13 protein-coding genes are annotated in these 14,462 nt (G+C 52.0%); 2 read left to right on the top strand and 11 right to left on the bottom strand.

The genetic code is table 11. The features are described 5' to 3' along the window. Window positions 1-103: 103 nt before the first annotated feature. From MKZ24_RS11340 to MKZ24_RS11295, 10 genes are all read right to left on the bottom strand, one after another. Window positions 104-1,297 (bottom strand): glycosyltransferase family 4 protein, encoded by a 1,194-nt coding sequence (locus MKZ24_RS11340; protein ID WP_340783002.1) that lies wholly within the window; start codon window positions 1,295-1,297, stop codon window positions 104-106. 103 nt (window positions 1,298-1,400) lie between these two features. Continuing rightward, window positions 1,401-2,873: a serine hydrolase domain-containing protein gene (locus tag MKZ24_RS11335; RefSeq protein WP_340783000.1), complete on the bottom strand. Its 1,473-nt coding sequence runs from the start codon at window positions 2,871-2,873 to the stop codon at window positions 1,401-1,403. Window positions 2,874-3,297: 424 nt separating this feature from the next. Further along, entirely contained in the window at window positions 3,298-4,134 is an 837-nt protein-coding gene (locus MKZ24_RS11330; protein WP_042239048.1) for an aldo/keto reductase, read from the bottom strand. A 207-nt stretch (window positions 4,135-4,341) separates the two neighbouring features. Further along, the gene (locus MKZ24_RS11325) at window positions 4,342-4,800 is read right to left on the bottom strand and encodes a cupin domain-containing protein (protein ID WP_042239052.1); all 459 of its coding nucleotides are present in this window, start codon (window positions 4,798-4,800) and stop codon (window positions 4,342-4,344) included. A 143-nt stretch (window positions 4,801-4,943) separates the two neighbouring features. Next, complete coding sequence (locus MKZ24_RS11320; protein ID WP_152679743.1) at window positions 4,944-5,879, bottom strand: SPFH domain-containing protein; 936 nt, start codon at window positions 5,877-5,879, stop codon at window positions 4,944-4,946. Continuing rightward, window positions 5,879-6,313: an NfeD family protein gene (locus tag MKZ24_RS11315; RefSeq protein ID WP_042239055.1), complete on the bottom strand. Its 435-nt coding sequence runs from the start codon at window positions 6,311-6,313 to the stop codon at window positions 5,879-5,881. The genes MKZ24_RS11320 and MKZ24_RS11315 overlap by 1 nt, the downstream gene beginning before the upstream one ends. A 302-nt stretch (window positions 6,314-6,615) precedes the next feature. Next, window positions 6,616-8,541, bottom strand: a complete 1,926-nt coding sequence (locus tag MKZ24_RS11310; protein ID WP_340782992.1) for a glycosyl hydrolase family 18 protein — start codon at window positions 8,539-8,541, stop codon at window positions 6,616-6,618. 462 nt (window positions 8,542-9,003) lie between these two features. Continuing rightward, window positions 9,004-9,645: an XTP/dITP diphosphatase gene (locus MKZ24_RS11305; protein ID WP_076248390.1), complete on the bottom strand. Its 642-nt coding sequence runs from the start codon at window positions 9,643-9,645 to the stop codon at window positions 9,004-9,006. A gap of 1 nt (window position 9,646) precedes the next feature. After that, window positions 9,647-10,405, bottom strand: a complete 759-nt coding sequence (gene rph / locus MKZ24_RS11300; RefSeq protein ID WP_042239062.1) for a ribonuclease PH — start codon at window positions 10,403-10,405, stop codon at window positions 9,647-9,649. A gap of 192 nt (window positions 10,406-10,597) precedes the next feature. Beyond that, window positions 10,598-11,710, bottom strand: a complete 1,113-nt coding sequence (locus tag MKZ24_RS11295) for a GerMN domain-containing protein (protein ID WP_340790137.1) — start codon at window positions 11,708-11,710, stop codon at window positions 10,598-10,600. Between the two features lie 261 nt (window positions 11,711-11,971). Between MKZ24_RS11295 and MKZ24_RS11290 the strand changes: the two genes are divergently transcribed. Both MKZ24_RS11290 and MKZ24_RS11285 read left to right on the top strand, forming a co-directional pair. Continuing rightward, complete coding sequence (locus tag MKZ24_RS11290) at window positions 11,972-12,571, top strand: phosphatidylglycerophosphatase A family protein (protein ID WP_042239065.1); 600 nt, start codon at window positions 11,972-11,974, stop codon at window positions 12,569-12,571. A 43-nt stretch (window positions 12,572-12,614) separates the two neighbouring features. Next, a complete protein-coding gene (locus MKZ24_RS11285) occupies window positions 12,615-13,439 on the top strand; it encodes a hypothetical protein (protein ID WP_340782989.1) in 825 nt (274 codons plus the stop codon). A gap of 138 nt (window positions 13,440-13,577) precedes the next feature. Here the strand turns inward: MKZ24_RS11285 and MKZ24_RS11280 are convergent, their stop codons facing one another. Next, window positions 13,578-14,150, bottom strand: coding sequence for a TetR/AcrR family transcriptional regulator (locus MKZ24_RS11280; protein WP_340782988.1), 573 nt, complete (start codon window positions 14,148-14,150; stop codon window positions 13,578-13,580). Window positions 14,151-14,462: the final 312 nt, after the last annotated feature.

Genomic DNA, 14,462 nt, shown 5'->3' with positions numbered 1-14,462 from the left:
CAACTCATATATTTACGGTACAGTTGGCGCCGAAACGGGCGAAGAAGCCCTGCAGCGCAGTTTCTCAGTAAAAAATTCTGGCCTGCACCTCGGGAGACTGGATTTAGCGGACTGGGGTCATGACAAAACAGGGTTCAAGCTCCTGTGGTGCTTCGGTTACAAGCTTCGTGTAGGTTTCCTCTATCTTGGCCGCAAAGGCTGCGGAGGAATAGTTGTTTACAGCATGAGTTCTGGCATTTGCAGATAATTCCCTGTACCTTTCCTCACTCTCAAAAATAGCATCCAGCTTCTCGCAAAACTGTTCGAAGGACGTATATTGCCAGCCGTTCACACCATCGAGTATGACTTTGTCCAGACAAGCGTCCTTCCTGCACAGCGCCGGCACACCGCTGGCCAGGGCTTCGACATAAGTAAGCCCCTGGGTCTCGCTCTGGGAGGCACTTACAAAGATATCGCCCATGCGGTAGTAGGCAGCCACTTCCCCCGGTGGAACCATTCCGGTAAAAATAACCTTGTGTGCCACGTTCCTTGCCTGGGCAAGGCTCTCCAGATTCGCGCGGTCGGGTCCGTCCCCAACAACGAGGAGCGTAATCCTGCTGTTATTCATTCTAGCCACAAAATCTATGATTTCTCCCAAATTCTTCTCTTGTGCCAATCTTCCTACAAACAGAAGTACCTTATCTGTAACGGGAATGCCAAGTCTTCGTCTGGCCGCTTCTGTCTCAGCCTGCTGCACAGGCAAGTCAAAACACCCTAGATCTATGCCTGTAGGTACGACCCTGATATCTTGGGTTACCCCATACTCCTTGAGCAAGGTGAATACCTTCCCGGTCGGTGCAATCACACACTGTGTCCGCTTCAGGATGTTCCTGGAGAATGCTGCGACCAGTGCCTTGCCCCACTTCTCATTCAGCAGGAAATAATGAGTGTAGTCTGCATACACCGTATGATACGTATGGACAATGGGAATATTCAGCTTTTTGGCGATTCTGCGTGCCATGACAAACGTACTAAATTCACATTGGGAGTGAATGATCTCCGGCTTCCACCCCGTCAATTCCTCCAAATATTTACTTGCCAGGGCTGTTCTGAACCGTGCTCCAGGATAGATCATTCCAGCCCCGAGCGAGCCGATATAGGTGATGCCATTCTTGCAGTAGGATAATCCATTCTCAGAAAGTGTTAATACCCGTACCTCATGACCCAATTTCATAAGCTCTCTGCGCAGGTTTACTACTGAGGTTACAACTCCATTTACAACAGGCTCATACCAATCAGTCGTTATAAGAATTCTCACAGGTAGCTCTCCTCTGCCTTCACTGCATGTGAAACCTAATTACAGGGACAACTTTTCCTTTTTTTGGCTATTTATATTGTATAATAGTTTTATTAATTTTCTCTTAACAGTTTATAAACGGGGTATTAACATCTCTGTTTCCCGCTGCACTATATTCTGAAATGTTAAGCGAGACGTTGATATTGAATCTGACAAGGAGCTGGTCGTCTGTAAATCCTATTATGTATGTGACCATGTACGGGGTTTCGATGTAGAACAGCGTAAGCTTAAGGGTCTCCTCTGCCAGCCAGCTAGCGTAAGTGATTACCTGTTGCCGGTGCAAAGCGAGGTCTTTATAGAACACATCCTCAGCGCATACCGGCTTGGTGAGATCGAAGGGCAGCACATTGTCCCGTTCATCCCCGTATACCATTTGAAGCGTGATCTTCAGCTTGTTCTTTACAGTAAAAGTAATCCTCTTCAGCCCATGGGGGTTATCGCTGATCAGATATATGCCGCCGAAACCGGTAACCGGCCATTTCCCGGGAAACGCCGGCTGCAGCACAGGTAAGGCTGAAGTGCTCCAATCGGACAGCAGCTTCTGCAGGCTGGCTTGATGCCCGGAATCCGGCAGCAGGGCCGGGCCAAGCGCATCGAAAATATACTCAAAGACCAGATCCAACAATACCTGCAGGCGGCTCATATTCCCGAAGCCGGCGGTTGCTGCAATGACAATATTCTGCTCCGGAGCCACCAGGCATAACTGGCCAAAAGAGCCGTCCCCCCGGTAGCAGCCTCTCCGGCACAGATGGAACTGGTAACCATAGCCCTGCGCAGAGTCGATCCTTTCCACTCCTGCACGGTTATCGCTCTGCTCACTGGCCGCCCGTTCTATGTACTGCGCTGATACGATTCTACGCCCGTTATATATTCCTTTGTCCAATAGCATCTGGCCGAATTTGGCTATACTCTCTGTGGACAGACTGAGTCCCATCCCGCCTGCCGTAATGCCCAGTGGACAAGTCTCCCACGAAGGCCGCGGGATATCCAAGGGTTCAAACAGGCGCGGCATCAGATAATCGGTCATCTTCTGCCCGGTGACCCGTTCGATAATGGCCGCCAGCATATAGCTGGAGGGGGTGCTGTAGCGGTAATAGCTGCCGGGCTCATGCTCTACCTGCTGTGCGAGAAAGGCGGTGATCCAGTCCTGCTCCTTCACCACAGCCGGATAAATATCGCAATGGTGGCCCGCATTCATCGAGAGCAGATGGTGCACAGTCATGTGCACCAGATTAGGCGTCACAACCTCCGGCAGCTTGTCCGGGAAAAAGGAAATCACCGAATCCTCCAGCTTCAGCAGCCCTTCGTCCCAGGCAATGCCAGCCGCTATGGAGGTAAAGCTCTTGCTTAGCGAATACAGCAGCTGCGGGGTTCCCAGGCGGTAAGGCATCCGGGTAAATTCAGCGGTGACCTTGCCGCCCTGCAGCAGCATGAAGCTGTTAACCTCAAGCCCCTGTTCCCTGACCTCCATGAAAAAACGACTTAATGCCTGCGAAGATAATCCGTGATTCTCCGGTAGATCTCTTGTCAATTCCAACAGTTGTGCCCTCCCATTGCTTCCTTCTATTCTCATCATAAAAGCCGGGGCTGCGGATGTCGATGCGCTTTAAGCGCCTAGTAACTTGGCGGATTATCGCCAAACGCAAAGAGCAGATCACCCGAAAGGATCTGCTCTTTGCGTTTATGGCTTTACGCCTCCACCTATATAGATTGCACTGAGAATAAGACAATACAAGATGAAAGTACGGAGGGGAATTTTGGAACTGTAGGAGCGTCAGCGACCGCCTGAAAGCTTTCCGAAGGAAAGCTCGCAACGGAAGCATAAGCTGTCCCCGGATTTCCACCGCTTATAGCGGTAACAATCAAGAAATCCGGGAACAACAGCGGCCGGAAGTCCAAATATTCTCCGCAGTTACGACTACCATCTAAATTGGAAACTGCTCTTGTTCAATCTATCATCCTCAGAAATTGAAATTATCCGGGTCCGGGCCAAAACGGTGATTCTGATTCAGGTCCTCAATAGCCTTGACATCGTCATCGCTGAGGGTGAAATCGAAGAAGCCGGCATTCTCGATGATCCGCTCAGCATGCACCGATTTCGGAATCGTGATGACACCCTGCTGCAGATCCCAGCGCAGGACAATCTGCGCCACGGTTTTGCCATACCGCTCCGCCAGCTCCTTCAGCAGCGGCACATCCAGGTTCCCCTGCATCAGCGGGCTCCAGGCTTCCAGCTGAATGTCATGCTCCCGTGAATATTTAAGCAATTCACGCTGGGTCAGCAGCGGGTGGAACTCGATCTGGTCTACGACAGGCACAACTCCGGTATCATCGATGATATCCTGCAGATGATGGGTCTGGAAGTTACTGACGCCGATCGATTTGACCAGGCCTTCCTTTTGCAGATGAATCAGCGCTTTCCAGGTCTCTTTATATTTGCCGGCCACCGGCCAGTGAATCAGATACAAATCGATCTGCTCCAGACCCAGCTTCTTCCGGCTGACTTCAAAAGCCTTCAGCGTAGATTCATAGCCCTGATCAGGATTGCGCACTTTAGTGGTAATAAACAGCTCTTCACGGGGTACCCCGCATTCACGAATGGCTTGTCCAACGCCTTCTTCATTGTTGTACCCGGCTGCCGTATCAATGCTGCGGTAACCGGTCTCCACGGCAGCTTTCACTGCCTGGATAACTTCATCGCCATCCTGGGTCTGCCATACGCCAAGACCCAGCCAGGGCATGGTCACTCCGTCGTTCAAGGTAGGCCCGCCTGTAAATGGTGCGTTCAATTGACTCATATGTTTACCCTCCAAGCCTAATTTGAGTTCATCAAGCATCCTTAACCTTAAAAGCGCCTTCATAATCATCCAAAATCAGAATCAGTATAGAAGATCGGTGAGAAGCCGCCAAAAGTGACAGAAGAATGTCTGATCATCGTTGGCTGCTTCGGATACAAAAATGGAGTACAGCCTATCCTACGGCTGTACTCCATTTCATTCCTGCCCTTATTTCTTGTCAATCAGCTTGAAATCATCAAAGTGGAACTCCGGTGACACGATGCAGGAGACCAGCACCGGCTCTTCACCGAGCGGACGGGCTGCCTGCCATACTCCTGCAGGGATGACTACCTGCGGCTGCTGGCCTGCGGCGATGTCCAGCCCCAGAATCACTTCCGTCACGTTCTCCGGCTGTTCACCGCTGCCCCCCAGGCTAAGCACAATCGGACTGCCGGAATGATACAGCCAGATTTCGGAGGACAGCACAGTGTGCCAATCCGAAGTCTCGTCAGCATGAAGCAGGAAATAAATCGAGGAAGCTGAAGCACGCGGCCCCGAATAGCTTCCGCCCAGAGTCTCCTTAGGAATCTCGAAGGATGAATTCCAAAGTCTCTTGTACCATCCGCCCTCAACATGCGGCTGCAGCCCCAGCGTTTCTACGAGCGGTGAAATCTCTTTTTGCGTCACAGTATCTTCTCCTTAAAGTTTTGCGTAGCAAAACTGTCTTCGTAAGCATAGGCTTAGTTTTGCGTAGCATGCTTCGTAAGCATAGGCTTAGTTTTGCTTTTAACTTTAACGGAATGTGCCGCAATTGTAAAATAGCCCTGCGCTTATTTGCCGTCCTTGCTTGCCTTGAATACTTCTGCAATAGCTCCGAGACTGCCAAGCGTTTCAACTGCACTGGTCGGCAGGAACACTTTGTTTGCAGGTCCCTTGGAGATTTCAGTCAATGCTTCGAAGGACTGATAAGCCAGGACTCTTTCATCCAGTCCTGCACTGGCGATCAGGGCAATCCGCATCTTCTCGGCTTGCGCGACTGCCTCGATCGCCTTGGCCTGGCCGAGGGCTTCCAGCTCCTGCGCCTGCCCGAGACCTTCCGCCTGACGGATACGCGCTTCCTTATCCCCCTCAGCCTTCAGGATCTTACTCTGCTTATCCCCTTCAGCGCGGAGGATCATATCCTGTTTGGCGGCTTCCGCCTCCAGTACAATCGCACGCTTGCTGCGCTCAGCCTTCATTTGTTTGTCCATCGCTTCCTGGATATCCAGCGGCGGCTTGATGTCGATAACTTCTACACGCTCAATCCGCACGCCCCATTTCTCAGTAGCTTCATCCAGCGCGAGACGGATATCCGAGGAGATTTTTTCACGGCCGGACAAGGTTTCATCCAGCTCCAGCTTACCGATAATCTGCCGCATGGTTGCTGTAGAGATATTACGTACACCATAGACATAATCGGAAATTCCGTAAGTTGCTTCTTCCGGTCCTACCACTTGATAGAAAATAATCGTGTCGATCTGTACCTGCACGTTATCCTTCGTGATTACCGTCTGCGGCGGTACATTCGCCTGTTGAATCCGCAGGTCATGATAGACCCGCACCTGATCAATTACCGGAATCAGAATATTCAGACCCGGTGTAAGCAGGCGGTTAAATTTACCGAGACGCTCCACGACCCCCACTCGTTGCTGCGGAACAATCTTGATAGTCAGTGCGATAAATACTACGACAACAACAACAATAATTCCGATAATAGCTAACTCCATCAGTACATATCCCCCCATCGTTCTACTTCGATAATTGTGGTGCCTCTTCTAACGACTATCACCTGTTGATCCTTGCCCAGCGCTACTGTAGATGTTGCACTCCATGTATCGCCGCCAACCTTGACCTGCCCGTAACGGCCCGGCTCAATCGGTTCGACAACCAGACCCTTTCTGCCGACAATATCGGTACCGGTATCCTTGAAGCCCCTGGAATTGCGTAATCTTTCTGCCAAGGGTTTGGTGAAAATTGTCAATATCAAGGCCACCAGTGAACCGGCCACCACTTGCAAGAGCAATGCATCCGGGAGCAGAAGCGCGACCCCGCCGGCAACCAAAGCTCCAAGACTAAGCCATAATAAGTAGAATGTGAACGTAAACATTTCTACAACAAACAAGACGCCAGCGGCAATCAACCATAATACCCAAACAACCATCGGTGAATCCACCACCTTCCGCTATATACTACTATAACGAAATAAACGGCATCACGTTTCATAAATAAAATGAAACAGGGACAGCAGCCTGCCTCTTCATTATATTTCAGCTTATGGAAGCTTATGAACGCTGGCAGTACTTCTATGTATTACAACGCATAATATCCGCCTAAGTATATGTAAACATTTAATTATTCAAACGAAGCAGCGTTGCCGGATCTTGCATGAAGGGGCAGTGCCAGCCTTAAGCCGGCACCGCCCCTTCACGTGAGTTTGCTATTGCTGCCAATACCTGTTCAGGTTCAGTTCAGCTTCCAAAGAGCCGGTGTAGTAGAGGGCTCCCAGCTTACCAGCGAGGTGTGTGCCTGCAGACAGGTGTACGATTTCCCGCTGTAGGTTACAACATCACCCGCTTTATAAGCAATTCCGGCAGCCCAGGCTGAGGCACCCGGGGTTGCCGTCACCACAGGTGTGGCGGTTGGTGCCGCTGTCGGCGTAGCCGAAGGACTTACAGTAGGAGTGGCTGTAGCAGAAGGCTGCGGCGTAGTGTTGCCGCAAGTGCCGATAACCCTCCAGACTCCGAAGGCACCGCTGAGATCCGGCCGGTCGCCCTGCGTCCACCACTGGGCTTGATAGAGCAGTCCGCCGTAGGAGGCCTGCTGTCCTTGAGTGTAGACAGCGGTTGAATTCCAAGCCGCTGCCGTACATTGGCCTGGCGTTGCAGTAGGTGCAACTGTTGCAGTCGGTGTGGCACTCGGCTTGACCGTTGCCGTAGGTGTAGGCGATGGGGTTGCACTCGGTGTTGCCGATGGTTTCACTGTAGCTGTTGGCGTAGGGCTTGGCGTTGCCGATGGCGTTGGTGAAGGAGTCACCACTCCGCCGCCAAGATCAGCGCTTAGCTTCGTCTGCAGTGTCCGGTTACGATCGCCGCTGGTCTCCCAGAACATGGCTCCGGCAAGGCCTTTGGATTTCAGATAAGTTGTTTTGTAGCCGATGGATTCTACATCATCATAGCTTATAAATGTCTGGTTTGAAGGATTATAAAGATAAGGAACCTTGGAAGTATTGTTCCAGTAGCGGGTATAGCCGTTCTTATTGATATAGTTGGCTTCCAGATCACTGAAATCATAATTTCCCTTCTCCCAGGTGCCTGTGGAGGAGATTCCCGCCGAGACCTGGTACTGGCCATTCCCCGCAGCCGGAGCACCGCCCCAGCCTCTGCCGTAGAACGGCATGCCAAGCACCAGTTTGTTTGCCGGCACGCCGGCACTCAGATAGCTGGTAACCGCTTTGTCGATATTGTAATTCGCCGGTTCGGTCAGCCCCGAGGAGGCTGCAGCCGGATCATAGTAGAGCGGCGCGTTATGGCCGGTAGTCGTGTTCCAGCTTCCGTTGAAGTCATAGGTCATGATATTAATCCAGTCCACCACTGCTGCGATTCCGCTAAGGTTATTGTTCTGGATATAAGCTGGTCCTGCGCCGGAAGCGATGGTGAGAAGATACGTTTTGCCATCGGCAGTTCCTGCAGCATTCAGCTTCTCGCGGATCTTCTGCAGCAGCAGAACATAGTTCTGTTTATCCTCTGCACGGTAGCTGTTGCCCGCCAATCCTCCGCTAACCGGGTATTCCCAGTCCAGATCGACGCCGTCCATCTTGTATTTGCGGATGAAATCTACGGCGGAATTGGCGAATACCTCACGGGTCGCTGCAGTCGCAGCTACATCCGAGAAGCGGTTCGACCATGTCCAGCCGCCGACGGAGATGACTGTCTTCAGGTTCGGATTCTTCTCCTTCAGCTTCCAGAGCTGCTTCAGGTTACCCTTGATCGGGTCATCCCATTTATCATCGCCGAAGCTTTTCTGGGCATCGATCCAGGGATCACCCAGCACAATGGTGCCGTTCGGGACGCTAATTGTCTGGCCTTGCTCGTTCTGACAGGACCAGGTTACCGGATTCGGACCGGTTGGGTCTGGATTGCCATGTATCCCGTTCCAGCAAATATCCGCAAACGCATAGTTGATTACATTCATTTTATTAGGATCAATATCCGTTACATTATACGCCCGCCCGTAAGCGGCCCAGGAAGCATAGTACCCGACAAGCTTGTAATCCGAAGCTGCATTAGCCGTTCTGGTATTTGTACCGAAAGCCGAAAAAAGAGCAAGGAAAAGAACTGCCGCCAAGCCAAGTACAAAGGGTTTACGAGATTTACTTTTGATAAAGACCATTTCGTTATTACCTCCCCGGTTCAATGCGTTACCCAACACAAAGCTTCAGCACTCACCTCCCGGACCCTATTGACCCACACCCTGTTAATCTATTAAATACATAACTAGCAGGCTGAAAGCTATACTCCAGCCCAAAAAAAACGCAGCTAAGCTGCATACCTGCGGATCTCGTGCTCTCTTGAAGGGTGCGTACCTGTAACTATGGCTTATGCTTGTGTAGTAAGTTTTGCGTCATTCAGCTAGGCTGCCTCTGTTTGCAAAACTTGTGAAAGGAATGGGGTAGCGGAAGAATGCAGAATGTTCGAAAGGGGTGAAGTCAACTCTTATTCTCATACAAAGCACGCCGCTGCGCCAGGGGGAAATTTCCATACTGAGGGGGATTATCATCTAATTTCCATAAAAAAATCCGGAAGCCCCGTGCATGTTACGCATGCATGGAGGCTTCCGGATAAGTTGCAGCTTCTATTTCACGTCCCGCTGCGCGGCAGCAAGCTTCTCCGTCAGCAGGCGCAGTGCCGCGCCCCGGTGGCTGACCGCCTGCTTGTCTTCCAGGGTCAGCTCCGCCATCGTCTTCTCAAACTGCGGAAGATAGAAGAGCGGATCATAGCCGAAACCGCCGCCGCCCGCAGGCTCCGAGGTAATCCAGCCTTCCACTGTTCCTTCCGCCGTCAGCTCGCGCCCGTCCGCCGGATCATACAGTGACAGCGCACAGACGAAACGGGCCGGACTGAGCAGCGGCTGGCCGGTATCCTCACCCTGCTTCAGCCTCTCCAGCTCGCTCAGCAGCTTCAGGTTGTTCGCTTCATCATCTGCAGGCTCCCCGGCGTAGCGGGCCGAGTATACTCCCGGACTGCCGTCCAGCGCTTCCACGCATAGACCGGAATCATCCGCGAGCACCGGAAATCCGAGTGCATCCCCTACCGCCCGGGATTTTTTGAAGGCATTCTCGGCAAAAGTCACCCCGTCCTCCACCACATCCGGCAGATCCGGGTAATCGAACATGCTTTTGACGGTGAGTCCAAGGGGAGCAAAAGCGTGCTGGAACTCCCGCACCTTGCCTTTATTCTTCGTCGCGACAATCAGAATCCCGCTGCCGGACTTCATATTACACCTCTTGGCCAGACTGGCCGGAAGGAATTTTGAGCGCAATCGGGCCCAGCACTTCTTGTTGAACGGCGATCAGCTCGTAGATCCCCTTCTCGCCCAGACCCAGCAGCTGGTCAAGCTCCTGGCGTGTAAACGGCCGCTCTTCGCCGGTACCCTGCACTTCAACAAACGCACCGCCGCCGGTCATAACCACATTCATATCAACCTTCGCCTTGGAATCCTCTTCATAGTTCAGATCGAGCAGCGTTCTGTCGCCGACGACACCGACGCTGATCGCCGCCAAGTAATCCGTAATCGGAAATACCGCCAGCTTGTGCTGCAGCGCAAGCTTATTAATGGCAAAGGCCATCGCTACAAAAGCGCCCGTAATCGAAGCTGTCCGTGTCCCCCCGTCTGCCTGAATCACATCGCAATCCAGCGTAATACTGCGTTCGCCCAGCGCCTGCAGATTCACTACGGAACGCAGTGCCCGTCCGATCAGACGCTGAATTTCCATCGTCCGCCCGGTAAGCTTGCCGCGTGCTGCTTCGCGCTGGTTACGGGTCTGGGTGGCCCGGGGAAGCATGGAATATTCGGCAGTGACCCAGCCTTTGCCTTGTCCTTTCAGAAACGGCGGAACTTTCTCATCCACGGTTGCCGTGCAGATGACTTTGGTATCTCCCATCTCAATAATGACAGAGCCCTCTGCATATTTATTGGTCCCAGTGGTTATCGTCAGCGGCCGGAGCTGGTCTTCTTGGCGCCCGTTTGATCTCATCTTTTCTGCCTCCTACATCGTATAGCCCTAAGTTTGTGTACACGAATCCATCCCTTATCTTTTACGCAGAAACGGGTGCCGTCCTCTGCTTCAGAGAACGGCACCGCTATTCCTGTCAAGATATCCGGATCAATGAACCTTTATTCTATCAAAGAGTAGGCACAAAAGCATCTTTTAAGCATGCATATCCTTCTACAGCGGCAGCTCGTTCACATATTCCGGTGCCGAGACCGGCTGGCCGTAATCGACATTATTGGTTCCCGTAACTGTTTCTTTACCGTTCAGGCGGATCTGCACCAGGGCATCGTCCGTATTCTGTGCAACCGTCAGCACGACCGATTCGAGCATTTCCTCAGGTACGCTTGTGCTGCCTTCGAACATCTCATCCTTCAGGGAAACGGTAACTACCCCATTCTGGCCTGCTTCCACGGAATCAACCACCGTGCCCTGCGTCATGACCATCTCCAGGCCATTCTCGGACTGTGGACCGGCAATCAGCTCGTTCAGAGCTGCCTTCACCGAATCTCCCCCTGCGGGTACAAAGCGCGTAACCGGAACATAATACTGGTGAATGCCATCCGGCGAAGCAGCAGAGAAGTAGACGGTCACTGCGCTGGAGTTCATCATGAGCGCACTCTGCTTCGGCAGATTAATGCCCATGGCGCGGGACAGCGGCCGATCCAACGGAGTACCCTGCAGCGGCATTTCGGTAAGCTTTTTGCCATCGACCCAGAGCTGTACGCCCTGGATGTCTTCCTGACCCGTCAGGGTCCAAGTGACTGCCTCCAGAATTTTGCGTTCATCCGCCGGATCATAGTCATTGAATGCCGAGTTGAATTCAACGATGGCCACCTTATCCTGGCCGATAGATACATTGTTCACTTCCGTCCCTGCGGGCAGTACACCCTGGAAGCCTTCAGGCAGTACAGATTTGTATGCCCCCTTGCTGACTAGCGCAGTAAGAGAATCCTCCAGCATTGCTGTGCCCCCCCCTTGCGGAAGGGCCAGAGACACCGGTGCCAGCAGGCCGTGCTGATCCTCCAGGAATACGGTTGTCCGTTCTCCAGCCGCAGCGGAGGCTGCCGCATCTTTAACCCCTGCTGCGAGATCACTCTCATCCAGCGAGACCGGTCCCAGCACCCCGGTGTCGAGTGTGCCCTCTCCGCTGACCTGCAGCATTTGTGCTTCAACTTCACCCGGAGGCGGGTCTACCGCTGCCGATTCCGAACCGAACAGACTGCAGCCGGAGAGTATAATCGGAACGGCCAGCAGGCAAGCCGCGGAAACCCCGCGGATGTGTTTCATAGGCTTATTCAATCTTCATTACCCCTTTCAACGCTAAGATCAGTTTGTACTGCTATGTATACGAGCCCTTAGTCCAAAAAATAACAACAGCTTATCCTAAATTGCAGAAGTTCTGTCCGGGTGGACAGATGCAGCCAAAGTCCGGACCGATACGGCCAGACACAGCTCACGAATCCGCTCGGTTCTGGACATCAGCCTGCCGCTTGCGTACAATTTAGTACAAACAGCTATCCTAATTGACTTACGAATGGAGGATTTCTCATGACTGATGCCAAAATCCCTTACAGCCTCAACAGCAAAGCTGTCGCCGAAGCCACCCGGTACTGGCTGCAGAAACGCGGGGTAACCATACTTGAGATTGCCGAGCTTGTCATGCTGCTGCAAAAGAAGTATTATCCGAACCTGACCATGGAGGAATGCGTTCATAATGTGGAGATGGTACTGAGCAAAAGGGAGGTGCAGAATGCGGTCCTGACCGGTATCCAGCTTGATGTACTGGCTGAGGAAGGCAAGCTGTTCGCTCCCCTGCAGGATATGATTGAGAATGATGAAGGGCTGTACGGGGTAGATGAGATTCTGGCGTTCTCCATCGTGAATGTATATGGCAGCATCGGCTTCACCAACTACGGCTATGTGGACAAGCTTAAGCCCGGAGTGCTGGAGCGGCTGAATGACAAGACGACCGGCCAAATCCACACGTATCTGGATGACATCGTAGGTGCCGTGGCCGCAGCTGCCAGCAGCCGCATTGCCCACCGGAAGCAGGCAGAACGTGAACAGGAGCTTGGGCTGCCCCATGCGCCGGAGGATGTTGAAGAAGCCGCGCGGAGAAAGGTTCAGGAGAGTGAGGAGCCGGAGTAAGACGATATTATATTGATTTTATTTTGAAAGGTGCGAAGTATGAATGACCTATTCGTTTGTAGTTGAGCCTGTGTCTGTTCTTGACTTTGACAGTGAAGATGAACTGATTGACCGGTGTAAGGAATGGAATCTCCTGCCCGCTACAGCCACCCGGGTCAAAACTTATCAGTATAAAAGAAACGGCCTGACATTGCCCGTAGAAATTGTAGGGTACGTGGACAGTCAGACCGTGGTGATACAGTTTGAGAATAAACAGCAGCACTGCATTCATCCAGCCTACTTGAAAGAAATGCAGACCGCTGCCTTCGGACAACGCGCTGCGGCGGCTGAAGCAGCCAAGGCGGATGATTCCGCAGAGGTAACGGAAGAGACTCTTCCAGCCGTGAACGTTCTGGAGGAGCAGGAAAGTCAGGAAGTACCAGAGGCAGAAACAGCAAGCGGGGAGATTCTGTCTGCTCCGGAAAGCGCAGATTCAGATTCACCAAAGCAAGCGATACCGGAAATTCCGCAGAAAAAAGCAGCCTCCTCCAAAAAGAAAGCCGCTGTCCAGCTGCCTGAAGACAAGCTCGCGATTACCGCTAGGGTCAAAGAGTTCACGACCGTCCCCAACCATTTCTCAGACAACGATGATGAAGTTATTATATATGAAGCCGTTTCGGTAGAAGGCCATGATCTGGCGATTGAGGAGGTCTGGTCCAGCCACAGCGCTACGCTGAAGAAGCTGGAGCTTAATCCCGGTGATAAAGTATCCTTCGAAGCCAAAATCGTTGCCAAGAAGCTCACGCAGCATCCGGTTAAATACAAGGTCAACAATCCGTCCAAAATAAAAAAAATCGATCCGGATTCGCTTACTGAGGATTTGCAGTGACCCGATATCCGAATTAGTCGGTATGCTTAATTGCAACTATCACTGAATTCCACTCGGAGCTACTATATCAATTGCTGCATATAAACAGCGTGAGTATTTTTTTCGGAATAATATTGCAACCTACCAGCTTCTACAGATCTATTGCACAGTATCCAGCGGCCGTGGTGCCATTTGATTGCGCTCCATCAGAGCCAGAATGTCTTCGATCATTTCTTTGGCCGGGTATGGCATCGAATGAGTGATCCACCACTCCATAACACCTACTACAGCCGATGCCAGGAATTGGATCAGCATCTCTTTGTTCATCCCTCGGTTCAGTCCGTTCATGTCGATCTGCTCACTCAGACCCTGCAGCAGAATTGCATGCAGACGGGTCCGGAAGGCCGGAACGCCTTTATTGTTAAGCAGTGTAGTGAAGACCCTTGCGTGCCGTTCCAGATATTCGGCGGTGCGCAGCAGCGCACCGCCGGAGGCGATATGGGCGTTCTCCCCGCCGGCCAGGCAGCTCTCGCACAGCTGCTCCATTTGTGTCTCGATACACTGATCCAGCAGATCGTACTTGTCTACGTAATGGAGATAGATTGTACCTCTGCTTACATTGGCACGCGCTGCGATCTCATTTACCGTAATCTGCTCAAAGTTCTTCTCGGCCATCAGGCTGATAAAAGCCTCAAAAATAGCTTCCCGCGTTTTGCCTATACGTCTGTCCATATGCTTCTCCTTTTCATCTGTCGTCCAGTTGCTTAGTTGCACTTATTATATTTAACAGATGTCAATAAATCAACAAGTGTGCATGTGACACCGTGCTATGCCCTACCACCATACTGCGCTATTGGCGCACAGCGGTTCAGCACAACGGGATACATTGGGCCTGGATACCTTCGCGGTAGCCTAATGTATTCGATTTTTCGCATACATTTGGCCCAAATGCCCACTTCCGGCGGATTTAGAGGGATTTATACCTTTCACTTTCTCCTATCACCCGCTTCCGGTGGATTCAGAGGTACTTCTTGTTCCCACCAC

Origin of the sequence: Paenibacillus sp. FSL R7-0297 (assembly GCF_038009025.1) — a bacterium.
GTDB lineage: Bacteria > Bacillota > Bacilli > Paenibacillales > Paenibacillaceae > Paenibacillus_AQ.
This window is presented reverse-complemented; position numbering and strand designations above follow the sequence as displayed.